At 65.0% G+C, this 23,501-nt stretch carries 26 protein-coding genes; 18 read left to right on the top strand and 8 right to left on the bottom strand.

Features of this window, described 5'->3' with window-relative positions; all coding sequences use genetic code 11:
- Positions 1-81 precede the first annotated feature (81 nt).
- The 4 genes from BMI88_RS13585 to BMI88_RS13570 all read left to right on the top strand — a co-directional run bounded on the left by BMI88_RS13585 (position 82) and on the right by BMI88_RS13570 (position 6,703).
- Entirely contained in the window at positions 82-1,398 is a 1,317-nt protein-coding gene (locus BMI88_RS13585) for an amidase family protein (protein ID WP_078549457.1), read from the top strand.
- A gap of 120 nt (positions 1,399-1,518) precedes the next feature.
- Positions 1,519-2,697: an aminotransferase class I/II-fold pyridoxal phosphate-dependent enzyme gene (locus BMI88_RS13580; protein ID WP_078549455.1), complete on the top strand. Its 1,179-nt coding sequence runs from the start codon at positions 1,519-1,521 to the stop codon at positions 2,695-2,697.
- Positions 2,698-2,709: 12 nt separating this feature from the next.
- On the top strand, positions 2,710-5,877 hold the full coding sequence (locus BMI88_RS13575) for a DNA translocase FtsK (RefSeq protein WP_078549453.1): 3,168 nt from the start codon (positions 2,710-2,712) through the stop codon (positions 5,875-5,877).
- A 229-nt stretch (positions 5,878-6,106) separates the two neighbouring features.
- A complete protein-coding gene (locus BMI88_RS13570) occupies positions 6,107-6,703 on the top strand; it encodes an outer membrane lipoprotein carrier protein LolA (protein WP_078542610.1) in 597 nt (198 codons plus the stop codon).
- A 4-nt stretch (positions 6,704-6,707) separates the two neighbouring features.
- On the opposite strand, the gene BMI88_RS13565 is transcribed toward BMI88_RS13570, so the two are convergent.
- A complete protein-coding gene (locus BMI88_RS13565) occupies positions 6,708-7,286 on the bottom strand; it encodes a lytic transglycosylase (RefSeq protein WP_078549451.1) in 579 nt (192 codons plus the stop codon).
- Between the two features lie 190 nt (positions 7,287-7,476).
- Here BMI88_RS13565 and hspQ point away from each other — a divergent pair, with 190 nt between their 5' ends.
- Positions 7,477-7,803, top strand: a complete 327-nt coding sequence (gene hspQ / locus BMI88_RS13560; RefSeq protein WP_078521487.1) for a heat shock protein HspQ — start codon at positions 7,477-7,479, stop codon at positions 7,801-7,803.
- Positions 7,804-7,851: 48 nt separating this feature from the next.
- Here the strand turns inward: hspQ and BMI88_RS13555 are convergent, their stop codons facing one another.
- A complete protein-coding gene (locus BMI88_RS13555) occupies positions 7,852-8,295 on the bottom strand; it encodes an ATP-binding protein (protein WP_168173986.1) in 444 nt (147 codons plus the stop codon).
- A gap of 64 nt (positions 8,296-8,359) precedes the next feature.
- Entirely contained in the window at positions 8,360-8,704 is a 345-nt protein-coding gene (locus BMI88_RS13550; protein ID WP_078549447.1) for an STAS domain-containing protein, read from the bottom strand.
- An 87-nt stretch (positions 8,705-8,791) separates the two neighbouring features.
- On the opposite strand from BMI88_RS13550, the gene BMI88_RS13545 reads away from it, so the two are divergent.
- From BMI88_RS13545 to BMI88_RS13495, 11 genes are all read left to right on the top strand, one after another.
- The gene (locus tag BMI88_RS13545) at positions 8,792-9,970 is read left to right on the top strand and encodes an acetyl-CoA C-acyltransferase (RefSeq protein ID WP_078549445.1); all 1,179 of its coding nucleotides are present in this window, start codon (positions 8,792-8,794) and stop codon (positions 9,968-9,970) included.
- Complete coding sequence (locus tag BMI88_RS13540; protein ID WP_078549443.1) at positions 9,967-10,419, top strand: GAF domain-containing protein; 453 nt, start codon at positions 9,967-9,969, stop codon at positions 10,417-10,419. Before BMI88_RS13545 ends, BMI88_RS13540 begins: the two co-directional genes overlap by 4 nt.
- A gap of 7 nt (positions 10,420-10,426) precedes the next feature.
- The gene (locus BMI88_RS13535) at positions 10,427-10,807 is read left to right on the top strand and encodes a GFA family protein (protein WP_078549441.1); all 381 of its coding nucleotides are present in this window, start codon (positions 10,427-10,429) and stop codon (positions 10,805-10,807) included.
- Positions 10,808-10,846: 39 nt separating this feature from the next.
- The gene (locus BMI88_RS13530) at positions 10,847-11,494 is read left to right on the top strand and encodes a pseudouridine synthase (protein WP_078549439.1); all 648 of its coding nucleotides are present in this window, start codon (positions 10,847-10,849) and stop codon (positions 11,492-11,494) included.
- 76 nt (positions 11,495-11,570) lie between these two features.
- Positions 11,571-12,314, top strand: coding sequence for a pyridoxine 5'-phosphate synthase (locus BMI88_RS13525; RefSeq protein WP_078549437.1), 744 nt, complete (start codon positions 11,571-11,573; stop codon positions 12,312-12,314).
- Positions 12,311-12,769, top strand: coding sequence for a hypothetical protein (locus BMI88_RS13520; protein WP_246831882.1), 459 nt, complete (start codon positions 12,311-12,313; stop codon positions 12,767-12,769). Before BMI88_RS13525 ends, BMI88_RS13520 begins: the two co-directional genes overlap by 4 nt.
- Complete coding sequence (gene acpS, locus BMI88_RS13515; protein ID WP_078521475.1) at positions 12,766-13,167, top strand: holo-ACP synthase; 402 nt, start codon at positions 12,766-12,768, stop codon at positions 13,165-13,167. The genes BMI88_RS13520 and acpS overlap by 4 nt, the downstream gene beginning before the upstream one ends.
- Before the next feature lie 53 nt (positions 13,168-13,220).
- On the top strand, positions 13,221-14,009 hold the full coding sequence (lepB, locus tag BMI88_RS13510) for a signal peptidase I (RefSeq protein ID WP_078549435.1): 789 nt from the start codon (positions 13,221-13,223) through the stop codon (positions 14,007-14,009).
- A complete protein-coding gene (gene rnc / locus BMI88_RS13505) occupies positions 14,006-14,698 on the top strand; it encodes a ribonuclease III (RefSeq protein ID WP_078549433.1) in 693 nt (230 codons plus the stop codon). Before lepB ends, rnc begins: the two co-directional genes overlap by 4 nt.
- A gap of 252 nt (positions 14,699-14,950) precedes the next feature.
- Positions 14,951-15,856, top strand: a complete 906-nt coding sequence (era, locus tag BMI88_RS13500) for a GTPase Era (protein ID WP_078549431.1) — start codon at positions 14,951-14,953, stop codon at positions 15,854-15,856.
- Positions 15,856-16,194 (top strand): DUF1491 family protein, encoded by a 339-nt coding sequence (locus BMI88_RS13495; RefSeq protein WP_078549428.1) that lies wholly within the window; start codon positions 15,856-15,858, stop codon positions 16,192-16,194. The genes era and BMI88_RS13495 overlap by 1 nt, the downstream gene beginning before the upstream one ends.
- Here BMI88_RS13495 and BMI88_RS13490 read toward each other — a convergent pair.
- A complete protein-coding gene (locus tag BMI88_RS13490; protein WP_078549426.1) occupies positions 16,184-16,807 on the bottom strand; it encodes a Pr6Pr family membrane protein in 624 nt (207 codons plus the stop codon). The genes BMI88_RS13495 and BMI88_RS13490 overlap by 11 nt on opposite strands.
- 86 nt (positions 16,808-16,893) lie before the next feature.
- Between BMI88_RS13490 and recO the strand changes: the two genes are divergently transcribed.
- Positions 16,894-17,619, top strand: coding sequence for a DNA repair protein RecO (gene recO / locus BMI88_RS13485; protein WP_078549424.1), 726 nt, complete (start codon positions 16,894-16,896; stop codon positions 17,617-17,619).
- A 178-nt stretch (positions 17,620-17,797) separates the two neighbouring features.
- Here the strand turns inward: recO and BMI88_RS13480 are convergent, their stop codons facing one another.
- The 3 genes from BMI88_RS13480 to BMI88_RS13470 form a co-directional block, all read right to left on the bottom strand.
- Positions 17,798-18,301, bottom strand: a complete 504-nt coding sequence (locus BMI88_RS13480) for a GNAT family N-acetyltransferase (protein WP_078549422.1) — start codon at positions 18,299-18,301, stop codon at positions 17,798-17,800.
- A gap of 57 nt (positions 18,302-18,358) precedes the next feature.
- Positions 18,359-19,357 carry an NAD-dependent epimerase/dehydratase family protein gene (locus tag BMI88_RS13475; protein ID WP_168173985.1) on the bottom strand — a complete coding sequence of 333 codons (999 nt, stop codon included), beginning with the start codon at positions 19,355-19,357 and terminating at the stop codon, positions 18,359-18,361.
- 120 nt (positions 19,358-19,477) lie between these two features.
- The gene (locus BMI88_RS13470; RefSeq protein ID WP_078549418.1) at positions 19,478-21,142 is read right to left on the bottom strand and encodes an acyl-CoA dehydrogenase family protein; all 1,665 of its coding nucleotides are present in this window, start codon (positions 21,140-21,142) and stop codon (positions 19,478-19,480) included.
- A gap of 208 nt (positions 21,143-21,350) precedes the next feature.
- Here BMI88_RS13470 and BMI88_RS13465 point away from each other — a divergent pair, with 208 nt between their 5' ends.
- A complete protein-coding gene (locus tag BMI88_RS13465) occupies positions 21,351-22,109 on the top strand; it encodes a sulfite exporter TauE/SafE family protein (protein WP_078549416.1) in 759 nt (252 codons plus the stop codon).
- On the opposite strand, the gene BMI88_RS13460 is transcribed toward BMI88_RS13465, so the two are convergent.
- Positions 22,106-23,206, bottom strand: coding sequence for a Hint domain-containing protein (locus BMI88_RS13460; RefSeq protein WP_168173984.1), 1,101 nt, complete (start codon positions 23,204-23,206; stop codon positions 22,106-22,108). The genes BMI88_RS13465 and BMI88_RS13460 overlap by 4 nt on opposite strands.
- Between the last annotated feature and the right edge of the window lie 295 nt (positions 23,207-23,501).

Raw genomic sequence — 23,501 nt, 5'->3', positions numbered from 1 at the left:
GCGCTTACTATGGCGCTGGAAGCGGGATTGTCCATGCGCGGGACTGTCGCTAGCGTGGCGGAAAGAACGAAGGAGGCGGGCATGGAATGGCGGTTGGCAGGGGCTGCGGAACAAGGGCGGGCGATTGCCGCCGGTCAGCTCGATCCGGTGGAGCAGACCGAGGCCTATCTGGAGGCGGCTGAAGCCTCGGAGGACATCTATGCGCGTCTCACGCCGCAGCGGGCGCGCGACGAGGCGATGGCCGCGCATCAACGCGCCAAGCAGGGAACCAGACGCGGGATGCTCGACGGGGTCGCGCTGTCTTGGAAGGACCTTTACGACACCGCCGGGGTCGCGACCGAGGCGGGCTCGCGACTGTTGGCCGGGCGTGTGCCCGAGCGCGATGCGGATGTGCTGACCGAAGCCACGCTGGGCGGCTCGGTCTGTCTGGGCAAGACGCATATGACCGAACTGGCCTTCTCTGGGCTGGGCGTGAACCCGATGACCGCGACGCCGCCGAATATCCATGATCCCGAGCTCGCGCCGGGCGGTTCGTCCTCGGGTGCGGCGCTGTCGGTGGCACGCGGCTTGGCGGCGGCGGCGATTGGCTCGGACACGGGCGGCTCGGTGCGCATTCCGGCGGCGTGGAACGATCTGGTCGGGCTCAAGACGACTCATGGGCGGATCACGACGAAAGGTGTCGTGCCGCTGTGCCGGACCTTCGACACGGTCGGGCCGATCACGCGCAATGTCGAGGATGCCGCTCATGTCTTTGCGCTGCTCGAACGGCGCAACGCGCCCGATCTGCGTGACGCGAGCCTCAAGGGGAAGCGGCTTCTGGTGCTGGAAGGGCTGCCCTTCGAGGGCACCCGCGAAAAGCCGGTGCAGGGCTTCGAGCGGGCCGTCGAGGCCTTCGCCAAGGCGGGCGCGGTGATCGAGCGCCGGGGCCTGCCGATGGTGCGCCCGGCGATGGATCTTTCCGGTGTTCTCTTCGCTCCCGAAGCCTATGGCGAATGGAAGCACGAGATCGAAGCCGCGCCCGAGAAGATGTTCGCGGCGATCCTCGAGCGGTTCCGCAGCGGGCGCGACGCGCTGGCCTCGGATTACGCGAAAGGCTGGCACGAACTGGCGGGCTACCGCGCCGCCTATCTGGAGGCGACCGCGGAATATGACGCCGTGCTGGTGCCGACCTCGCCGATCCTGCCGCCCGATGTGCGCCGTCTTCTAAGCGACAAGGCCTATTTCCAGGAAGAGAACGTGCTCGCGCTGCGCAACACCCGGATCGGCAACGTGTTGGGGCTATGCGCGCTCAACCTTCCGACGGGCATCCCAAGCTGCGGGATTTCGCTGATGGCGCCGCCGATGACGGAGGATCGGTTGCTGCGTTTGGGCATGGCCGCCGAATCGTCGCTGGCCTGAAAACCACATTTCTTGTGGTCAACCCGCTCTGGAGCTTGTCTTTTTCTGGACGAAACGGCGGAGCTTTTGTAACCTCGTCGGCAATAAGGGGCGACATAGACCCCATTCGATGAGGCACAGATGGACTTTCCCGAGCGGTTTTCGAACCTGCCCGAATACGCATTTCCGCGTTTGCGCGCGCTGCTCGATTCGCATGAACCGGGCGGCGACGTCTTGGCCATGTCCATCGGTGAGCCGCGCCATCCCATGCCCGAGTTCGTCGGCGATGTGATCGCGCAAAGCCTTGGAGAGTTTGGGAAATATCCCGCCAATGACGGCACGCCCGAATTGCTGGACGCGATCTCTGGCTGGCTGAAACGGCGCTATTCGGTCGAGATCGGACCCGAGCGGATCATGGCGCTCAACGGCACCCGCGAGGGTCTCTACAACGCCGCGATGGCGCTTTCGCCCGAGACGAAACGCGGCAAAACGCCCGTGATCGCGATCCCGAACCCGTTCTATCAGGTCTACGCGGTGGCGGCGGCAGCGGTCGGCGCGGAGCCGGTTTTCGTGCCTGCAGGCGCTGATACGGGGTTTTTGCCTAATTATTCGGCACTTGCGCCCGAGGTGCTGGACCGCATCACCGTGGCCTATCTGTGCTCGCCCTCGAACCCGCAGGGCGCGGTCGCGAGCCGCGATTATCTGGCCGATCTGCTGCATCTGGCCGAGAAGCACGATTTCATCGTTTTCGCCGACGAGTGCTATTCCGAGATCTGGCGCGAGGCCCCGCCGCCCGGTGCGGCACAGGTAGCCGCCGAGGAGGGCATCGACCCCGAGCGCGTAGTGATCTTCCATTCGCTCTCGAAGCGGTCGAACCTGCCGGGTCTGCGCTCGGGCTTCCTCGCCGCGGGGCCGCAAAGCATCAAACATATCCGTCGCCTGCGCGCCTATGCCGGCGCGCCGCTGCCGCAACCGTTGCAGCGCGTGGCCGAGCGGGCTTGGGCGGATGAGGCTCATGTCACGGAAAATCGTCGCCTCTACGCCGAGAAATACGAGATCGCGGGACAGATCTTCGACGGCGTCGATGGCTTCCAGCTGCCGCAGGGCGGCTTCTTCCTCTGGCTTCCCGTCGAAGACGGGGAGGCAGCGGCGCTCAAGCTTTGGACAGAGACCGGCATTCGCGTGCTGCCGGGCGCCTATCTCGCGCGCGAGGTGAACGGGGAAAACCCCGGCCAGAAATATATCAGAGTGGCTCTGGTCGCTCCAAAAGCAGAAACGCAGCGCGGGCTGATGCAGCTCCGCGACTGCCTATACGGTTGAGGACGGTAGGTTATGGCATCTTATCAGGTTCGACAGCGCGATCCGCTTTTCGATCAGGACACGCAAGCCGTTCTGGAACGGCGTGGCAAGGAGTTGGTAGGGGGGCTGCTGGTCGTCTTCGGCCTGCTCGCCGCGATGATGCTGTTCTCCTATCACCCCGAAGATCCAAGCTGGATGGCAGCCTCGGATGAGCCTGTGCAGAACTGGTTGGGCCGGATCGGTGCCGGGATCGCCTCGCCCCTCTTCGTGATCGTCGGGCACGGCGCGTGGCTGCTGCCCGCGGCGCTAGTGGCTTGGGGGCTGCGTATGATCACCCATCGCGGCGAGGAGCGCCTCGTGTCGCGGATGATCTTCTTCCCGATCGCCGTGGCCGTCGCCGCCGTTTACGCGGCGCTTCTGGTGCCGGGCGATCAATGGGGTCAGGCCTTCGGCCTCGGTGGGCATTTCGGCGACATGATCGCGGGCGCGATGCTGGGGATCGTTCCGATCTCGGGCGTGGTCGGGCTGAAGCTTCTGTCGCTGGTCCTCGCCGCGGCGATGCTGGCCATGGCGACCTTCGTTCTCGGCTTCACCAAGCCTGAGCTGCAAGCAATCACGCGCTTCATGTGGCTGGGCACGGTCGCGATCTATGTCGGCGCGATGAACGTTCTCGGCCGTGGGGCGTCGGCCTCGGTCACGGGGGCTCGCTCGGCGGCAGAGCGGGCGCGTCAGCGTCGCGCCGAAGCAGCCGAACGTGCTGCAGAACAAGCCGCATGGGAAGAGCAGCAGGCCTACGCCGCGCATGACTGGGCACCCGAGGTCGAAGCGGCCCCGGCGGCACGCCCGTCCTTCCTGTCGCGCATCCGTCGCCCGGTGGAACCCGATTACGATCCCTATGATGCCTCGCCCGAACTGTTCGAGACCGAGCCCTATTGGGACGACCAGCCGCAGCCTGCGGCGCCGACCGAGGATCGCATTCGCGCCCGGATCAGCCAAGCGGTGCAGAACCGCAAGTCGGCGCCGATCGTGACCGATTACGCGCCCGAGCCCGAGGCCCCGCTGCATCACGATATGCCCGAGACTTTCGCCGACCCCGAGCCGGAGCCGCCGCGTCCGTCGGCCTCGGTGCTGGCCGCCGTCGCCAAGCGCCTCGCGCGCGCACCGCGCCAGCCGCAGGTCGTGCATCAGGAACCGCCGCTGCGGGCCGAGCCGCAACTGCGCGCCGAGCCGCCGCTGAAGGCCAAGCCGCGCTTCATGCCGGGCTTTGGCGCGCCGGCCGCTGCCGCCCCCGAGCATGCACCCGAAATGGCCTATGCCGGTGCCGACGAGCCGCGAATGACGTCGGCAGAGCAGGTCGCGCAGGACTATGACTATACGGGCGACGACAGCCGCGACTGGACCCACCCGGATTACGAAGGCTTCGAGGCCGATCCCCGCGACATGCGCACCGAGCATTTCTACGCAGGCGAGCCGCACTCCTTCGACGAGTCGGGCGCTGCGCAATGGATCGAGGAAGACGTCGTGCCGGAGATCCCGGCCTCCGCGCGTGGTCTCGACCGTCAGGTCATCAAGCAGCCCGAGCCGAAGCGCGTCGTGCAGCCTGCGGCGAAACCCGCAGCCCCCTCGCGTCGTGCGATCGAAGAGGCGCAGCCGAAGATGGCTTTCGAGAAGCCGAAAACCGCGCCCTTCGAGATGCCGCCGCTGTCGCTGCTGACCAACCCCACGACGATCCAGCGCCACCAGCTTTCCGACGAGGCGTTGGAAGAGAACGCGCGGATGCTCGAAACCGTGCTCGACGATTACGGCGTGAAGGGCGAGATCGTCTCGGTCCGCCCCGGCCCCGTCGTCACGATGTATGAACTCGAGCCCGCGCCGGGTCTGAAAGCCAGCCGCGTGATCGGTCTGGCCGACGATATCGCCCGCTCGATGTCGGCGCTGTCGGCACGTGTCTCGACCGTGCCGGGCCGCTCGGTGATCGGTATCGAACTGCCGAACGATCACCGCGAAAAGGTCGTGCTGCGCGAGATCCTCTCGGCGCGAGATTTCGACGACAAGAACATCAAGCTGCCGCTGGCTCTGGGCAAGACCATCGGCGGTGAGCCGATCGTGACCAACCTCGCCAAGATGCCCCACCTGCTGATCGCAGGGACGACCGGCTCGGGTAAATCGGTGGCGATCAACACGATGATCTTGTCGCTGCTCTACCGTCTGACGCCGGAAGAGTGCCGCCTGATCATGATCGACCCGAAGATGCTCGAGCTCTCCGTCTATGACGGCATTCCGCATCTGCTGTCGCCGGTTGTGACCGACCCGAAGAAGGCGGTCGTCGCGCTGAAATGGGTCGTTTCGGAGATGGAAGAGCGTTACCGCAAGATGTCCAAGATGGGCGTGCGCAACATCGAGGGCTACAACGGCCGCGTGAAGGAAAGCCTCGACAAGGGCGAGATGTTCAAGCGCACCGTGCAGACCGGCTTCGACGAAGAGACCGGCGAGCCGATCTTCGAGACGGATGAATTCCAACCCGAGCCCTTCCCCTATATCGTCGTCATCGTCGACGAGATGGCCGACCTGATGATGGTCGCGGGCAAAGAGATCGAGGCCTGCATCCAGCGTCTGGCGCAGATGGCGCGGGCCTCGGGGATCCACCTGATCATGGCCACGCAGCGCCCCTCGGTCGATGTCATCACCGGCACGATCAAGGCGAACTTCCCGACCCGGATCTCCTTCCAGGTGACGTCGAAGATCGACAGCCGCACCATTCTGGGCGAGCAGGGCGCCGAGCAGCTTCTGGGCATGGGCGACATGCTCTACATGGCGGGCGGCGGCAAGATCACCCGTTGCCACGGGCCCTTCGTGTCCGACGAGGAAGTCGAAGAAATCGTCAACCACCTCAAGAGCTTCGGTCCGCCGGAATACATGTCGGGCGTGGTCGAAGGCCCCGATGACGACACAGCGAGCGATATCGACGCGGTGCTCGGCCTCAACACCGGCGGCAATACCGGCGGCGAGGATGCGCTCTACGATCAGGCGGTGGGCATCGTGATAAAGGATCGCAAATGCTCGACATCCTACATCCAGCGCAAGCTGGGCATCGGCTATAACAAGGCCGCGCGCCTCGTGGAGCAGATGGAAGATCAGGGCATCGTGTCCTCGGCCAACCATGTCGGTAAGCGCGAAATCCTCGTGCCCGAGCAGCAGTAAGCCGGTCACAATCAGAAATGCGACGCGCCCCGGGGGAGACCTCGGGGCGCTTTGCGTTTCAGGGGCCCCTTACTCGGGACGACCGCCGGGCGCAGTGATCCGATACGGGGGCGCTGTTATTGAATGACATCCCCTGTTAGGCGCAAATGCGCTCAAGACGGACCCGCAGCGCGATTGGCGCGTTACGGCGGGACTTCCGCTTTCGCAAGGAGTGCCTAAATCTATGGTCATGAAACAGATCCGCATCCTGCTCGCCGCGATCTTCACGCTGGCGCTCGCCCTTCCGGCCTCGGCCGGGAAAGTCTCGCTGAATCAGATATCGTCCTATCTGAACTCGCTGACCTCCGCCTCGGCGGATTTCACGCAGGTCAACTCGGACGGGTCGATCTCGACCGGCAAGCTGTTCATCAAGCGGCCCGGTCGGGCGCGCTTTCAGTACAATAACGACAAGACGCTCGTGCTGGCCTCGGCCAACCGGGTTGCGGTGTTCGATCCGAAATCGAACCAGCCGCCGGAGCAATATCCGCTGGTGAAGACGCCGCTGAACCTGATCCTCGGGCGCAATATCGACCTGAATCGCAACGGCATGGTCGTCGGCTACACGACGGACGGGCCGAAGACGATCGTAACCGCACAGGATCCGCAGCATCCCGAATACGGGAATATTCAGCTGGTCTTCACCGACGGGCCGGTCGAGCTGCGCCAATGGGTCATCACCAACCAGTCGGGCGAGAAGACCACGACGATCCTGAACAACCTGCAAAAGGGCGGCAACTTCGCCACGTCGATGTTCTCCATCGATCAGGCATTGGCCCAGCGGCGCTGATTGCTCAGCGCCGGCAGGATTGCAGCTGAATCTGATACATCTGCGCGCGGGATGCGACGCGGTTGGCGACGGCAAGAAGCCAGGATTTCGACCGGTGTGACCCGCGCGAGTAGCCGCCGCGCCCTTCGTGATAGGCCAGATACTGGTTGCGCGCGTCGGCCTTGGAGATGCCGAGCTTCTTCTGCGTGCCGTCCATGTACCAGCCCATGAAGTCGGTGGCATCCGAGATGCGGTTGCGCCTTGCACCGAAGCGATGGGTGTCTTCGCGATACTCGTCCCAAGTGCCGTCCAGGGCCTGGCTGTAGCCATAGGCGGAGCTTTGACGGCCCAACGGGATGATCCCGAGCGCGAAGCGCTGCGGCGTCTTCGCATTGCCGTCGAACTTGCTTTCCTGGTGGATCGTGGCCATCTGCACGGCGACCGGCACGCCCCAGCGGGCCTCCGTCCGGCGCATGGCGTTGAAGTATTGCGGGCGTTCTTTGATGATCGCGCAGGCGTCATCAAGATTGCGCGGGGGCTTGGACGGTCCGCCTCCGCAGGCGGCCACCGCAAGCACTACGCCGAGGGCGAGGTATTTCTTCATAGCTGCTCTTCTTTGCTCTGACGGCCTTGTTTTTTGTCAGTCTATGCGTAATTGGCCCGTTCGAAAACCGGGAAACGCACAGGATCAGCGGACTGTCGCGACGAATCGGACAATCTGTTTCCGGCGGAAATGAGGCGAAAACGTGGACCTGAGCGGTTTCACGATTTAGAATTAAGGTATGAGGATAGATATGCATACCACGCACGCGAAATATCACATCGGCCAAGTGGTGCGGCATCGCAACCACCCGTTCCGCGGGGTGGTGTTCGATGTCGATGCGATCTTCTCCAACTCGCAGGAGTGGTATGACGCGATTCCCGAGGAGTCGCGCCCGTCCAAGGATCAGCCCTATTACCACCTGCTCGCCGAGAACGATGAGAGCTACTACGTGGCCTATGTGTCCGAACAGAATCTCGTCGCGGATTTCTCCGGCGAGCCGGTAAGCCATCCCGATCTCGAGGATCTCTTCGGCGAATTCGGCAATGGCTCCTACCGGCTGCAATTCCAACTGAACTGAACTGAACCGCGCCGCCCACGGTGCAAGGCTCCGGGTCGGGCAGGGGCCTTATCCCGCCTGTCGAATTTCGATCGGGTCTAGCGGCATGCGGAAGGCGAGCAGATTGCGCCCCTCCTCGCGGTGATAGCCCAGATCGGTCGCAAGATCGCGGATCAGGAACCAGCCGAAACCACCTTCGGGCAGGCTGGTCGGGTCGGGCCGTTCCGGGTCGCGGTCTTCCAGATCGAGGCAGGCCGGGGGCAGCGCGACCCCGTCGTCGCTGACCGAGCAGGTGAGCCCCTTACCGTCGCGCGCGACGGAGAGCGAGATCGTGCCTTTGCCGCTATCGCCGTAGCCATGCTCGACGATGTTGTTGAGGATTTCCGCGAGAATCAATTCGAGCGTCCCGGCCTCTTCCTCGGTCATCAGACGGATGAAACGCGCCACGGCGGCCCGCAGCGCGTCGCGCACCGCGATCGGTGTCGCCGCGAAGCTGAGGTTGAAGACCCGCACTTCCGTCTGCTGCGGGTGCGGGCTTGGGCGCGGGGTGCTGGGGGGTGATTTCGGTCTGACGCGCTCACGCATATTTCCGGCCCTCCCCCAGCGCGGCTTCGATGTCGGCGTGGATCGGCAGCACCGAATCCATCCGGGTCAGGCGAAAAACCTTCGCGACATTCGGCGTCAGCCCGCAAAGCTCCAGCTGTCGGTTTGGCGCGAGCGATTTCATCACCGCCACCACCGCACCCAGCCCGGAACTGTCGAGAAATTCCACCTTCGAGAGGTCCAGCAGCACCCGCGCCGCCGGTTGCACGGTCACCTCGCGCATTCTTTCCTTGAACCGGATCGCGATGGCAGCATCCAGCCGCGCCTCGGCAAGATGGACGACAAGCGCGCCTTCCAGCGCTTCGGCAGTGAGGTTCATGTCCGACTCCCACGGTTGATCTGACGGGAAGGCTAGACGGCAATGCTTACCATTCGGTATCCGTGGGACAGAATTTTGGAGGATATCATGGAAAACGTGGTGATCGTCGGAGCGTCGCGCACGCCGATGGGCGGAATGCAGGGCGTGTTTGCAGCTGTGCCTGCGTCGGAACTGGGTGGGGCCGCCATCAAGGCGGCGATGGACGGTGCAGGCGTCGCGCCTGCGCGGATCGAGGAAGTTCTGATGGGCTGCGTGCTGCCCGCAGGTCAGGGGCAGGCGCCCGCACGACAGGCAGGCTTCGCGGCGGGGCTTGGCGAAGAGGTGCCCGCGACGACGCTGAACAAGATGTGCGGCTCGGGCATGAAAGCGGCGATGGTGGCCTATGACCAGATCGCGCTCGGCCATACCGGGGTGATGGTCGCGGGCGGCATGGAGAGCATGACCAACGCGCCCTACATGCTGCCGAAGATGCGCGCAGGGGCTCGGTTGGGCCATGCTCAGGCGCTCGATCATATGTTCCTCGACGGGCTGGAGGACGCCTATGACAAGGGGCGTCTGATGGGGACCTTTGCCGAGGATTGCGCGCAGGCGTTCCAATTCACCCGCGAGGCGCAGGACGATTACGCGATGGCGTCGCTGAACCGGGCCGTTGCAGCGGAGAAATCCGGGGCCTTCGCCGACGAGATCGCGCCGGTGACCGTGAAGACCCGCAAAGGCGAGACCGTGGTCGCGATCGACGAGCAACCGGGCAATGCGCGCCCCGACAAGATTCCGCATCTCAAGCCCGCCTTCCGCAAGGACGGCACCGTGACGGCGGCGAATTCGTCCTCGATCTCGGACGGGGCGGCGGCGCTGGTGCTGGCCTCGGAGGCTGCGGCGAAGGCCGAGGGCCTGCCGATCCGCGCCCGCATCCTGGGCCATGCGAGCCATGCGCAGGCGCCCGCCGATTTCCCGACGGCGCCGGTGCCGGCGGCGGAGAAGCTGCTGAAGAAGCTCGGCTGGACGGTCGATGACGTCGATCTGTGGGAGGTCAACGAGGCCTTCGCGGTCGTGCCGATGGCCTTCATGCACAAGCTGGGCATTTCGCATGACAAGGTGAACGTGAATGGCGGAGCCTGTGCGCTTGGCCATCCGATCGGCGCGTCGGGCGCGCGGATCATCGTGACGCTGCTCAATGCGCTGGAAAAGGCCGATCTCAAGCGCGGCGTGGCCGCGATCTGTATCGGTGGGGGCGAGGGCACGGCCATCGCGATCGAACGGGTATGAGCGTGGATTACGATGATCTGGCTAAACGCATCGCCGCGCTGACCGAAGGCGAGACCGACGAGGTCGCGCTGATGGCGACGCTGGCCTGCGAAATCCATCACGCGGATGACCGCTTCGACTGGACCGGGTTCTACCGGGTCACCGAGCCGGAACTGCTGAAGATCGGCCCCTATCAGGGCGGGCATGGTTGCCTCGTGATCCCGTTTTCGCGCGGGGTCTGCGGGGCGGCGGCGCGCGAAGGGCGCACGCAGCTGGTCCCCGATGTCGAGGCCTTCCCGGGCCATATCGCCTGCGCCAGCTCCACCCGCTCGGAACTGGTGATCCCGGTCCATGCGCAGCGTGGTCTCATCGCGGTGCTCGATATCGACAGCGACCAGCCGGATGCCTTCACCGAAGAGGATGCGGCGGCGCTGGAGGGGATTCTGAAAGACGTGTTCGGACATTTGTGAGGAAGCCATGAAACATACCGGCGGGTGCCTCTGCGGGGCGGTCAGCTACGAGGTCGAGGGCGACATGCGGCCCGTGCTGGCCTGCCATTGCAGCCAATGCCGCAAAACCTCCGGCCATATCTGGGCCTCCTCGCAAATCGACGACCATCAGCTTGTGCTGATCAACCGCGACGGGCTGCGCTGGTATCGCTCCTCCGAGACGGCGGAGCGGGGCTTTTGCCAATTCTGCGGCAGCTCCGTGTTCTGGCGGTTGGACGGTGAGGGGCGCATCTCGATCGCGGCGGGCACGCTCGACCTGCCGACAGGGCTTTCGATGGCGGAGCACATCTTCGTGGCCGATAAGGGCGATTACTACGAGATCGAGCCGGGGCCGCCGCAATCGCCCTGAGGCTTGACCCGACAGGCGGCGCAGTGCATCTCGCAGCGCATGAGTTACGTCTATGACCCGCCACAGGACGCCCCGCGCATCCTTCATGCCGATCACGAAATCCTCGTGGTCGACAAACAGGCGGGGCTGCTCTCGGTGCCGGGCAAGGGCCCGGACAAGGCGGATTGTCTGATTGCGCGGCTGCGGGGGATTTACCCCGAGGTGCTGCTGGTCCACCGGCTCGATACCGATACCTCGGGCGTGATGGTCTTCGCGCTGACGCCCCATGCGCAGCGCCACCTTGGCCTGCAATTCGAGAAACGCCAGACGAAGAAAGCTTATCAGGCGCGGCTCTGTGGCGAACTGGCCGAGAAGGAAGGGCGGGTCGACCTGCCGCTGTGTGTCGACTGGCCGAACCGCCCGCGCCAGCATGTCGATCACGAGAACGGCCGCCCCGCCCAGACCGACTGGCGGGTGATGCGCCATGAGGACGGCACGACGCGGGTGCGGCTGATGCCGATCACGGGGCGCAGCCACCAGCTGCGGGTGCATATGGCGGAGCTGGGCCATCCGATCCTCGGCGATCCGCTGTATGCCGAAGGCCCGGCGCAGGCGTTCGAGCGCCTGATGCTCCATGCCGAGACCCTGCGCTTTCGGCATCCCGATGGCGGGATGCATATGACCTTCACCGCGCCGGTTCCGTTCTGAAACCGATACAATCGCAGGTCTTTTCCCCGCCTGCGCGCGCAGGCATACTCCTGCGAGACTTATTGCGGAGAGCCCGATGCCCAAACCTTTGCGCCTTGGTGTGAATATCGATCACGTGGCCACCGTGCGGAATGCCCGCGGCTCGGCCTATCCTGACCCGCTGCGCGCCGCGCGTCTGGCCGAGCAGGCGGGCGCCGACGGGATCACCGCGCATCTGCGCGAAGATCGCCGCCATATCCGCGACGCGGATATCGACGCGCTGCGCAGTGGTCTCGACATCCCGCTGAATTTCGAGATGGCCGCGACGCCCGAGATGCAGGAGATCGCGCTGCGCCATCTGCCCCATGCCTGCTGCATCGTGCCGGAAAAGCGCGAAGAGGTGACGACCGAAGGCGGTCTGGACGTCGCGGGCGATCTGTCGCGGCTGACCGATTACGTGGGGCCGCTCGTCCAGGCGGGCATCCGCGTGTCGATGTTCATCGGCCATGACCCGGCACAGATCGAGGCGTCTGCCAAGATCGGCGCGCAGGTGATCGAACTGCATACGGGCCATTTCTGCGACATGCATTACGCGGGCGATTTCGCCGCGCGCGACGCCGAGCTGGAGGCGCTGAAAGCAGGCGCTGCCTATGCCGACAGCCTCGGGCTGGAGGTCCATGCGGGCCACGGTCTGACCTATGAGACGGTCGAGCCGATCGCCGAGATGAAGCAGATCCGCGAGTTGAACATCGGCCATTTCCTGATCTCCGAGGCGATCTTCGTGGGGCTCGGGCCCGCGATCGTGCATATGCGCAAGCTGATGGACGCGGCGCGGGGATGAAGCTGCGCGGCGTCATGCTGACCGGTGCGTTGCTTGGCGCGGCTTGCGCGGCGCAGGCAGGTCCGGCGTATGTCGGGCCCTGCGATTTCGCTGCGCGCGCCGACAATATCGTCGAGCCTTGGTCGGAGAATACCGCGACTTTCGCCAAGGGCGCGGTGCGGCTGGCGCTGATGGATACGATCGAGCCGGCTGCGGCGGCGTTCCATATTCTCGTCCTGTCGCCCCCCTATGACGAGGTCGGCGGGCGGCAATGCCGGGTGATCTCGGCTGCAAAGGACACCGGCTTCGGCGGGGTCGATTTCGCGGCGCTCTCGGCCAGCTACGATCCCGCGACCGGGTTGAGCCTCACCCTGCCGGTCTCCACCTATGACGGCACGGGTGACGCAATGTCGCATCAGTTGCACATGACGCTCAATCAGGCGACAGGCGCGATCACCACCGAGGTCACCCCATGATCCTCGGTATCGGCACCGATCTCGCGAATATCGAGCGGATCGAGCGCACGCTCGAACGCTTTGGCGACCGCTTCCGCAATCGGGTCTTCACCGAGACCGAGCAGCGCAAGGCCGAGCGCCGCAAGGATGTGGCCGGCACCTATGCCAAACGCTGGGCGGCGAAAGAGGCCTGTTCCAAAGCGCTTGGGACCGGGTTGCGCATGGGCATCGCATGGAAGGATATGGCGGTCACGAATCTGCCAACGGGGCAGCCGGTGATGCAGGTCACGGGCTGGGCGGCGGACCGGCTTAAGGAAATGACACCAGAGGGTTACGAGTCCGTCATCCATGTGACGCTGACCGATGACCACCCCTGGGCGCAGGCCTTCGTCGTGATCGAGGCCCGCAAGCTTTCTTGACTCGGGCGCGAGGCCGCGTATTGAGGCCAAGGAATTTTGAGGCAGGGTAAGAGATAATGGCGAAGAACAAGGCCGAGGGCGGTATCCTCGACACGATCAAGACGATTGTCTGGGCACTGGTGATCGCGGGGGTGTTCCGCACGCTGTTCTTCCAGCCCTTCTGGATTCCCTCCGGCTCGATGAAGGACACGCTGCTGATCGGCGACTTCCTCTTCGTGAACAAGATGGCCTACGGCTATTCGCGCTATTCCTGCCCGTTCTCGGCTTGCCCCTTCGACGGGCGCCTGCTGGCCAGCGACCCCGAGCGCGGCGACGTCGTGGTGTTCCGTCACCCGACCAAGAACGTCGATTTCATCAAGCGTCTGATCGGCCTGCCGGGCGACAAGATCCAGATGATCAACGGCGTGCTGCAGATCAACGGCAAGGCCGTCGAGATGAAGCCCGAGCCCGATTTCGAGGAAGTCATGCAACCGCAGGGTCCGCAGGGGCTGCTGCCGCGCTGCTCGAACTCGCCGGTCGGCATGGGCGATACCTGCATCAAGAAGCGCTATGCCGAGACGCTGCCCAATGGCGTCACGCATGACATTCTGCAGATCAACAATGACGGCCCCGTGGACAACACGCCCGTCTACACCGTGCCCGAGGGCATGTATTTCTTCATGGGCGACAACCGCGACAACTCCGAGGACAGCCGCTTCCCGCAATCGGTGGGCGGTCTCGGCTTCGTCCCGAAAGAGAACCTGATCGGCCGGGCCGACCGGGTGATGTTCTCCTCGGCGGGTCGCTCGCTGTTCTACTTCTGGACCTGGCGTCCGGATCGGTTCTTCAAGGCGATCAATTGAAGCTAAGCGCGGAGATCAAGGCATTCGAGCAGCGCCTCGGGCACAAGTTCAAACGGCCCGAGCTGCTCGCGCGCGCGCTTACGCATAGCTCGATCTCCACGCCGACCCGGCCCGACAACCAGCGGCTGGAATTTCTGGGCGACCGCGTTTTGGGCCTCGTGATGGCCGAGGCGCTGTTCCTGGGCGATCGTGCCGCTTCCGAGGGCCAGATGGCGCCGCGCTTCAACGCACTCGTGCGCAAGGAAGCCTGCGCCGATATCGCCCGCAAGATCGACCTCGGTGCGGTGCTGAAGCTCGGCCGGTCCGAGATGATGACCGGCGGGCGGCGCAAGCTGGCGCTGCTGGGCGACGCGATGGAGGCGGTGATCGCGGCGGTTTATCTCGATGGCGGGTTCGACGCGGCGAAAGTGCTGATCCTACGGCTCTGGGAAGACCGGCTCGACAGCGTCGAGGAAGACGCGCGCGATCCGAAAACCGCGTTGCAGGAATGGGCGCAGGCCCGCGGCCTGCCGCCGCCGCGCTACGAGATCATCCATCGCGACGGTCCCGATCACGCCCCCAATTTCACCATCGAGGTGAGTCTGGAAAACGGCGCGCGCGAAACCGCGAAGGCCGGATCGAAGCGTCAGGGCGAGATGACGGCGGCGAAGACGCTGCTGAAACGTCTGGAAGAGGGCGCCGAGGGCTGAGCCAAGGTCTTGGCGTGGGGCGACCAGCCCCGGGCAGCGCCCGACCGCCCCCTCGGGCGGGCGCTTTCGACACCATCGCGCGCGGACAACTCTTGCGGATTTTGCCCGATCAAGCGCAGACCACACAGGTATCCCGCCCACCCGGCGGTCAGCCGCAACCCTCAGCCACATGACAAGATGACTGGCAACGCGGGCCGTTATAAGCTACCCCGCGCCCCGTATCGCTTCGCGTATCGCCAAAAAGGAACACCCATGACCACACGCGCCGGTTTCGTCGCCCTGATCGGAGAGCCCAATGCGGGCAAATCCACGCTGCTCAACGCGATGGTTGGCGCGAAGGTCTCGATCGTCACCCATAAGGTGCAGACCACCCGCGCCCGCATCCGTGGCGTCGCGATGGAAGGCCAGAGCCAGATCGTCTTTGTCGACACGCCCGGCATCTTCCGCCCGCGCCGTCGTCTGGATCGCGCAATGGTCAACGCGGCTTGGGGCGGGGCGGCCGATGCCGACATGATCGTTCTGCTGGTCGAAGCCCATCGCGGCCTCACGCCCGGCGTCGAAAGCATCCTTGAAGCCCTGCGCGGTCGCGAAGGCACGCAGCCGGTGGCGCTTGCGATCAACAAGATCGACAAGGTGAAGTCCGAGGAGCTTCTGGGCCTGACCGCGAAGCTCAATGAGGCGTATCAGTTCACCAAGACCTTCATGATCTCCGCCGAGCGTGGCTACGGCGTGCAGGATCTCAAGGACTGGCTTGCGGGTGAGATGCCCGAGGGGCCGTGGCTCTACCCGGAAGACCAGATCGCCGACCTGCCGATGCGCATGATCGCCGCCGAGATCACCCGCGAGAAGCTGACCCTGCGCCTACATGAAGAACTGCCCTACCAGCTCACCGTCGAGACCGAGAGCTGGGAAGAGCGCAAGGACGGCTCCGCGCGGATCGATCAGGTGATCTACGTCGCGCGCGATGGTCACAAGGGGATCATCCTCGGCAAGGGCGGCGAGACGATCAAGGCGATCTCGAAAGCCGCCCGCGAAGAACTGATCGAGTTTCTCGACCGGCCCGTGCATCTCTTCCTGCAGGTGAAAGTGCGCCCGAACTGGCTGGAAGAGGCCGAGCGCTATTCCGAGATGGGTCTCGATTTCAAGGACTCGAAGTGATGAGCGAGGGGCGTCTGACCACGGATTTCTGGGTCCGCGCCTATCTCAAGCGGCTGGAGCTGGCGAATATCCCCGCCTACGTCACCGCGCATGGGCAGGCGTCTTCGGGGGCCGTGCTGGTGAAATGCGCGCGGCTCGACGGGACCGCGCAAAGCTACGAGCGGCGTGCCGATCTGATGACCGGAGAGAGCGCGTGGATGCTGTTGCATGACGGTCCCGAGGCTGAGGTCGATGCCAGCATCCGCAAGCAACGCAGTTTCGACCCGGACCTCTGGGTGATCGAAATCGAGAGCCGCGACGGGCACACGATGCTCGACGAGGACGGCCTCAGCGGCTGATCCCGAGCCGGTTGAGCCCGCGGCCCAAGGTCACGATCACCAGCCCGCCGATCCAGAAGGCCACGAGGAACTTCACGCACCACAGGCCCAGCCCGCCCCATCCGAGCTTGTCGAGGTTGAGGAAGAAATACGGGTAGAACCCGGTCTCCAGCCCCCGGATCACCGCATAGACCAGATAGACGAGCGGCCAGACCAGCCAGATTACGGCGTGATGGCTCGTCAGCCCGCCTTTCGGCGCGAAGGCCAGCCACCAGACCGGCACAAGGATCGGGGCGGCGGTGTGATAAAGCAGGTTCGAGACGTAATCGAGCCCGTGCAGCGGCGCGTCGCCAGCCAGCAGCAGGTGGTAGACCACGCCGACGATCAGGATCCACAGCACCAGCGCCGCGAGGAACGGCTTCGCCAGTGCCCGTTTGCGCCATGCCATCCAGCCGAAGGCGAGGCCCACCAGCGTATTCGTCCAGATCGTGAAGTAGCGAAACATCAGCCACAGGATGCCCAGCGGCACGGCAGCGTGGGGGTGTTCGGCCATGTTGTTGACGAAGCTCGCGCCAAACGCCGCCAATTCGACGAGGGCGATCAGGGCGGCGAAAAGGATTGAGGCGCGTTTCATGGGTGTGAAGCTAGTGCGGCGCGCGACGTCTGCGCAATTCACGAAGCCGCTTGCGCCGCAACGTCACGGAAAGGATAGTTCCTCGCATGGACTGGCAAGACCTCGGCACGATCCTCTCGGCACGACCGCATGGCGAAAGCTCGATGATCGTCGAGCTGTTCACCTCGGCGCATGGTCGGCATGCGGGCGTCGTGCGCGGCGGGGCGTCGCGGAAGATGACGGGGATCTTGCAGCCGGGCAACCGAGTCACGGCGACGTGGCGCGCGCGGCTGGAAGATCATCTTGGCAGCTATACGATCGAGCCTTTGCAGAGCCGCGCGGTGATCCTGTCGGACCGGCAGGCGCTGGCGGGGCTGAACGCGGCGACGGCTTTGCTGCGGTTCACGCTACCCGAGCGCGAGGCGCATGACGCGTTGTTCATGGCCTCCGAGGCGCTGTTCGACGCGATGGCCGAGGGCGGCGACTGGGTGCCGACCTATCTGCGCTGGGAATTGGGGCTGCTGGAAGAGATGGGCTACGGGCTCGACCTGTCGCGCTGCGCGGTGACCGGGTCTCGCGACGATCTGGCCTATGTCAGCCCGCGCTCGGGCCGTGCCGTCAGCCGGCAAGGGGCCGGGGAATGGGCCCCGAGACTGTTGCCACTGCCGCTCTGCCTGTTGGGGCAGGGGCCTGCGAGCCTTGGCGAGATCGTGCAGGGACTGCGACTGACCGGGTTCTTCCTTGGCGAACGGATGGCGCCCGATCTGGGGGATAGGCCCTTGCCCGAGGCGCGGCAGCGGTTCGTGGATTTGCTGGGGCGCAGTGCGCGGTAGCTCATAAAGCCTGGCGCGGGGCGACCAGCCCCGGGCCGCGCCCCACCCTCCCCCCGGGAGGGCGCATCGGCGATGTCATCGCGGGCACACCCGGCATGCGGGCTTGCGAGATAAAGCGCCAAGCCACAGGCGGAGCACAGCGCCCACCCAAGGGTCGGGCGCGGCCCTCACCTCAAGCTCAAGGCCGCTCGCGATCGTCCAGCAGCAGCGTCAGCAGCGCCAGATCCAGCCAGCGCCCGAACTTCTTGCCGACCTGCGGCATCAAGCCGACCTGCGTGAAGCCCAGCCGCTCATGCAGCCGGATCGAGCCCTCATTCGCGGCGTCGATCGCGCCGACCATGACGTGGAAACCGCCTTCCTTGGCGCGCGCGATCAGCGCTTCCATCAGCTTCGCGCCCTTGCCGCCCGCGCGGTGGTCGCGGTGGACATAGACGGAATGCTCGACGCTCAGGTGATAGCCGTCATGAGGGCGGAAAGGGCCGAAACTCGCATAGCCCACGGCGCGCCCGTCTTCCTCCCAGACCAGCACCGGATAGCCCGTCGCCTGCCGATCCGCGATATAGGCGCGGCGGTTCTCGGGGCCGACCTCGATCTCGTTCCAGATCGCGGTCGTGTTGCGCACCGCGTCATTGTAAATCTCGGTAATCGCCTCTGCGTCTTGTGGTCTTGCGTCGCGGATCATCTGCGCCCCTCCAGTCTGTCGCGCCAGATTTGGCCGCGAAACCGGGCGAGCGCAACGCTATTTCTGCACGATGAAATGTCCGGTGCGGCGTACGGCCTCGGCGGCGGATACGAACTCCACCCCAAGATCGCGGGTCGCGGCCTCGTGGCTAAGCCGCATCTTCATCCCGAGCATCGGCTTGATCAGCGCGATCTGCTCGTCGAACAGCGCGAGGATCGAGACGATCCAGTTCGGCGCTTTCCGCGTCGGGATCTTGCGGTCGGGGAACTCGGCCTTCAGCACCTTCGCCATCTCGAGGAAGGACATGAAGCTTTCTGCGCAGATATAGCGGCGACCGATGCTCTCGGACCGGTCGAGCGCCGCTACATGGCAGGCGGAAACATCGGCCACATCGACCACCGGAATGTCGAACTCCGGCGCCATCGGATCCTTGCCCGCCATCAGCCGTTCGATCACCGCGACCGACGAGCCGGTATGGCGATCCATCGGCGTGCCGCAGACGAGGCCCGGATTGATCACCGTCAGACGCATCTCGTGATGATCCTCGATGAATTCCCACGCCGCTTCCTCGGCGAAAATCTTCGAGCGCGTATAGGGGCTGCAAGTCGGCGCGCGCGGGTTCGACCAGTCGGCTTCCGTGATCGGGTCAGAGGTCACGCCATGCATCACCGCTTCCATCGAGGAGGTCTGGATCACGCGGGTCACACCGGCGGCCTGTGCCGCAGCCAGCACCCGCTTGGTGCCCTCGACCGCAGGCTGGATCACCTCTGCCTCGTTCTTGGGCTTGCCGAGCGGGAAGGGGGAGGCGGTGTGGATCACGGCATCGACCCCCGCCATCGCCGCATCCCAGCCCTTGTCTGCCATCAGATCGGCTTGGACGAAGCTCAGCCGTTCCAGCGCTTCGGGGCCGAGGTCACTCAAGGCGGCTTTCACCTCCTCGCCGCGGCTGGCCTTGCGCAGCGTGCCGCGCACGATCTCGCCCTGCGCCAGAAGGTCATAGGCAATGCGTTTGGCGATGAAGCCGGTGATGCCTGTGACCAGAATTGTGCGAGCCATGCGCCCTCCATTGTGCTGAACCTCGTCGTTCAGCTTGCGGGGGCGTTGGGCGGGTGTCAAATCAGAACGGGGCGATGCGAGGTTCGCCCGCATCGCCCCGTTGAATAGAGTTTCTCTGGCTCAGCCGAGGAGACGCCGCGCGATCACCTGTGCCTGAATCTCGGCGGCACCTTCGAAGATGTTCAGGATGCGCGCATCGCAGAGGATGCGGCTGATCTGGTATTCCAGCGCGAAACCGTTGCCGCCATGGATCTGCAGCGCGTTGTCGGCAGCGGCCCACGCCACCCTCGCACCCAGCAGTTTCGCCATACCGGCTTCCAGATCGCAGCGATGGCCGTGATCCTTTTCCCAGGCCGAGAAATAGGTCAGCTGGCGGGCGATCATCGTCTCCACTGCCATCATCGCGAGCTTCGACGACACGCGCGGGAATTCGATCAGAGACTTGCCGAATTGCTTGCGGTCGATCGCGTATTGCATCCCGATCTCCAGCGCCGATTGCGCGACGCCCACGGCGCGGGCGGCGGTCTGGATGCGGGCGGATTCAAACGTCTCCATGAGCTGCTTGAAGCCCTTGCCCTCTTCGCCGCCCAGAAGGTTCTCGCCCTTCACGCGGAAATTGTCGAAGCCGAGCTCGTATTCCTTCATGCCACGATAGCCGAGCACTTCGATCTCGCCGCCGGTCATGCCCTCGGTGGGGAAGGGGTTGTCATCGGTGCCCGGCGTCTTCTCGGCCAGGAACATCGACAGACCCTTGTAATTGTCGGTCGCGGGATCGGTGCGCGCCAGCAGCGTCATCACATGGGTGCGCTGCGCATGGGTGATCCACGTCTTGTTGCCGGTCACGAGCCAGTCGTCGCCATCCTTGACGGCGCGGGTGCGCAAGGAGCCCAGATCCGAGCCGGTATTCGGCTCGGTGAACACGGCGGTCGACAGGATTTCGCCCGACGACAGGCCCGGAAGCCATTTCTGCTTCTGCTCTTCGGTGCCGCCGCAGATGATCAGCTCGGCCGCGATCTCGGACCGGGTGCCGAGCGAGCCCACGCCGATGTAGCCGCGCGAAAGCTCCTCGGTCACGACGACCATAGAGGCTTTCGACAGGCCCAGCCCGCCATATTCTTCCGGAATGGTCAGGCCGAAGACGCCCAGTTCGGCCAGTTCCTCGATGATCTCCATCGGGATCAGCTCGTCCTTGAGGTGCCATTCATGCGCATTCGGCTTCACGCGGTCCTCGGCATAGCGGTAGAACTGCTCGCGGATCATCTCGAGGTCTTCGTCGAGACCCGACTGCCCGAAGATCGAGCGGCCCTGAACGTCGCGCATCAGCTCGACCAGACGCATCCGAGCGGCGTTGGAATTGCCCTCGGCGATCAGCTTCGCGGCAGCCTCGGACGGGGTCCAGCTGACGTCCATATCGGCCAGGCGCACCATCTCGCCCTGGTTCATCTGGATGCCGCCCGCGATCTGCGCGAGATATTCGCCGAAGCCGATCTGCACGATCAGCTTCTCCATCTCGCCCAGTTTGCCGTCCTCGGCCAGACGTGCGGCCCAGCCGTGCAGTTGCTTGAGCGACTGCTGATAGGTGGTCAGCCAGGCAAGACCGTGGGCGCGATATTGGTTCGCCTCGAGGGCGGCGCCGGAAATGCGGCCGTCTTTCTCGGTTGCGGCGCGCAGGCTCGCGGTCGCGTCGGAGACCAGCGCCTCCAGTTCGGGCAGACTCGCCTCAGCAAGGCCCATCAGGTCGTCCAGAATGATCGTCGTCGGCATATCGGCCCCGTCATGTGCCATGAGTCGGCTCCTTATTCTGCAGTTGCAGCCTGTCTAGTTACTTCGCAACCGCAGCGCAATAAAAATTCGCCAGTAGCGACAATTGCGACGGATAATGTCGCGGCGGTTGTCGGCGTGGTCGGGTATGCGCCTGATTTCACGTCGCTTCACGGCTGTATCCCGCCGCGTAACCCGGTAGAAGCGACGCGGGACACAGAAGGGAACGCGCATGTTCGGGATGGAAGTTTGGCAAATATTCGCGGCGCTTGGCGTCACTCTATTCGCAGGTTTCGTGAAAGGCGCGGTCGGTTTCGCGATGCCGATGATCATGCTCTCGAGCTTCGCGTCCTTCCTGCCGCCGCATCAAGCGCTGGCGCTTCTGATCCTGCCGACGCTGGTGACCAACGTGATGCAGGCCTTCCGTCAAGGGGTCGGCGCTGCGGTGGGCTCGATCAAGAATTACCGGCTGTTCATCGCGATGATCATCGTCTTCATCCCGATCAGCGCGACCCTCGTCGACGTGATCCCGCAGCCAGTGATGTACGCGCTCTTGGGCGGGCCGATCGTCGCCTTCTCGATCTGGCAGATCTCGGGGCGGCAGATCCCGATGCCCACGCGCCACCGGGCGGTGACCGAAACGGGGCTGGGCATCGTCGCGGGGCTCTATGGCGGGATTTCCGGGATCTGGGGACCGCCGCTGATCATCTACCTGATCTCGATCGACGCACCTAAACGGGAGGCCGTGCGCATCCTCGGCGTCGTCTTCCTGACCGGGGCGATCATCCTCACCGGCTCGCATCTGGTCTCGGGCGTGCTGAACGCACAGACGATCCCGCTGTCGCTTCTGATGATCCTGCCCGCGCTGGCGGGGATGAAGCTGGGCTTCAAGGCGCAGGACCGGCTCGATCCCGTGCGCTTCCGGTGGTGGACACTGATTCTGCTGGGCGTGGCCGGGCTGAACCTGCTGCGCCGTGCGCTGATGGGTTAAGCGACGAAGGGGCGCAGCCCCTGACGGCGGGCGGAGGCCAGCGTCTTCGCCTCATAGCCCGAGACGATCTTGCGCACCGGCTTGCGATGGAGCGGCACCCCGCCCTCGCGCACAAGCCCCGCAAAGGCCGTGGTCGCCGCCAGAAGCGGTTGCCGGGCGAGCCGCCCGATATGCAGGCTCTCCAGCTTGCAGCCATCCGCCATCAGCAGGTGATGGCCGCCCAAGAGCAGCCCGTGCCATTCCAGCACGCCGGGGCAATCGGGCTGCAGCGCGGCGCAGCCATCGGCCAGCGACCGCGCCTCGATCAGCACCTCGTCCTCGCCGAAGATGAAATCCACCGACGGCCCGCTGAGCGCCACGCGGTGCTGCGGCATGACCCAGATATCCTGACGCGCCGAGAAGACCGGCGCACAGAGTTTCACCGGACGCAGGTGCCCGATCGCAGGCAGGCTGACCCGCCCCGACCAGAGCACCGGCTGCGGCCCGGCATCGACGGTCTCGACCAGATCGCCTGCGCGCAGCCGCGCGGCCGGCACCACGCCCTCCGGCGTCTGGATCGGCGTCGCGGGGGCGAAACAGCCCGCCGGTCCCATCGGTTGCAGATGATCGCCAAGCGCCAGCCAGTCGACGCGCGGCCCAATCCGCGCGGGCCCCGCCGGATCGAGCAGGGCGGAGGCCTCGTCGCGCGTCAGCGGCAGCGGCGCCACGCCAGCCTGCTGCCGGATCGTGCGCTGGTCAAGCGCCTCCAGCGTCAGCAGGCTTTCGCGTCCCGGCCCGTCCCAGCGCCATGTGAGCCGCATTCGCCCACCGGTCAGCCGCTCTTGCGTGGCGTCGATCGAGATCGCATGGACCGCCGCGCCGCGCCGCTGCGCCAGCACGATGCGCCCGTCGACATCGAGATTGAGCGAGAGGAAATTCCGCCAGCCTTCGCGCTGATGCAGATGGATCAGCGGCAGGGGTGACTGCTCGCCGCGCATCAGGGTGAATTCCAGCATCAGGCTGCCGCGTGCGAGCAGCTCCAGCAATCTGCGCTCGTCGAACCTGACCGCGCCGCGATGTGCGATCTGCGCACCGATCCAGCCCTGTTGCGCCCTCATCCGCGACGCTCCGAATGTTGCTTTGATCCCATGCCTGTCTCCGCGCCCGGGGAAGCCGACACGGAAAACGCACGCCGCCTGAATGGGCCGCGCGTGGGTCTGTTGCGTCTGGATCCGGGCTTTGCCCTGCTCGATATGCCCGATTCCGGGCTTTTGCTTTTGACATATCATGACACCGCGACCTGCCTTTGGGTAGTCCCTGTCTCTGCGTCACTTGCGCCCGGTGTCGAGCCTGCAACAGCCATTGCCCCGAAGGCTTCGGCGCTCTAAGCCTGTAGCGCTGAAAAGGAGTGCC

This window comes from Thioclava sp. F36-6, assembly GCF_002020305.1.
Classification (GTDB): domain Bacteria; phylum Pseudomonadota; class Alphaproteobacteria; order Rhodobacterales; family Rhodobacteraceae; genus Thioclava; species Thioclava sediminum.
This window is presented reverse-complemented; position numbering and strand designations above follow the sequence as displayed.

Excerpts from the sequence above, each read along its gene's own strand:
- BMI88_RS13585 (WP_078549457.1), top strand. The coding sequence starts at position 82 with ATGGAATGGCGGTTGGCAGGGGCTGCGGAACAAGGGCGGGCGATTGCC.
- BMI88_RS13580 (WP_078549455.1), top strand. The coding sequence starts at position 1,519 with ATGGACTTTCCCGAGCGGTTTTCGAACCTGCCCGAATACGCATTTCCG.
- BMI88_RS13575 (WP_078549453.1), top strand. The coding sequence starts at position 2,710 with ATGGCATCTTATCAGGTTCGACAGCGCGATCCGCTTTTCGATCAGGAC.
- BMI88_RS13570 (WP_078542610.1), top strand. The coding sequence starts at position 6,107 with ATGAAACAGATCCGCATCCTGCTCGCCGCGATCTTCACGCTGGCGCTC.
- BMI88_RS13565 (WP_078549451.1), bottom strand. The coding sequence starts at position 7,286 with ATGAAGAAATACCTCGCCCTCGGCGTAGTGCTTGCGGTGGCCGCCTGC.
- hspQ (WP_078521487.1), top strand. The coding sequence starts at position 7,477 with ATGCATACCACGCACGCGAAATATCACATCGGCCAAGTGGTGCGGCAT.
- BMI88_RS13550 (WP_078549447.1), bottom strand. The coding sequence starts at position 8,704 with ATGAACCTCACTGCCGAAGCGCTGGAAGGCGCGCTTGTCGTCCATCTT.
- BMI88_RS13545 (WP_078549445.1), top strand. The coding sequence starts at position 8,792 with ATGGAAAACGTGGTGATCGTCGGAGCGTCGCGCACGCCGATGGGCGGA.
- BMI88_RS13540 (WP_078549443.1), top strand. The coding sequence starts at position 9,967 with ATGAGCGTGGATTACGATGATCTGGCTAAACGCATCGCCGCGCTGACC.
- BMI88_RS13535 (WP_078549441.1), top strand. The coding sequence starts at position 10,427 with ATGAAACATACCGGCGGGTGCCTCTGCGGGGCGGTCAGCTACGAGGTC.
- BMI88_RS13530 (WP_078549439.1), top strand. The coding sequence starts at position 10,847 with ATGAGTTACGTCTATGACCCGCCACAGGACGCCCCGCGCATCCTTCAT.
- BMI88_RS13525 (WP_078549437.1), top strand. The coding sequence starts at position 11,571 with ATGCCCAAACCTTTGCGCCTTGGTGTGAATATCGATCACGTGGCCACC.
- BMI88_RS13520 (WP_246831882.1), top strand. The coding sequence starts at position 12,311 with ATGAAGCTGCGCGGCGTCATGCTGACCGGTGCGTTGCTTGGCGCGGCT.
- acpS (WP_078521475.1), top strand. The coding sequence starts at position 12,766 with ATGATCCTCGGTATCGGCACCGATCTCGCGAATATCGAGCGGATCGAG.
- era (WP_078549431.1), top strand. The coding sequence starts at position 14,951 with ATGACCACACGCGCCGGTTTCGTCGCCCTGATCGGAGAGCCCAATGCG.
- BMI88_RS13495 (WP_078549428.1), top strand. The coding sequence starts at position 15,856 with ATGAGCGAGGGGCGTCTGACCACGGATTTCTGGGTCCGCGCCTATCTC.
- BMI88_RS13490 (WP_078549426.1), bottom strand. The coding sequence starts at position 16,807 with ATGAAACGCGCCTCAATCCTTTTCGCCGCCCTGATCGCCCTCGTCGAA.
- recO (WP_078549424.1), top strand. The coding sequence starts at position 16,894 with ATGGACTGGCAAGACCTCGGCACGATCCTCTCGGCACGACCGCATGGC.
- BMI88_RS13480 (WP_078549422.1), bottom strand. The coding sequence starts at position 18,301 with ATGATCCGCGACGCAAGACCACAAGACGCAGAGGCGATTACCGAGATT.
- BMI88_RS13475 (WP_168173985.1), bottom strand. The coding sequence starts at position 19,357 with ATGGCTCGCACAATTCTGGTCACAGGCATCACCGGCTTCATCGCCAAA.
- BMI88_RS13470 (WP_078549418.1), bottom strand. The coding sequence starts at position 21,142 with ATGGCACATGACGGGGCCGATATGCCGACGACGATCATTCTGGACGAC.
- BMI88_RS13465 (WP_078549416.1), top strand. The coding sequence starts at position 21,351 with ATGTTCGGGATGGAAGTTTGGCAAATATTCGCGGCGCTTGGCGTCACT.
- BMI88_RS13460 (WP_168173984.1), bottom strand. The coding sequence starts at position 23,206 with ATGAGGGCGCAACAGGGCTGGATCGGTGCGCAGATCGCACATCGCGGC.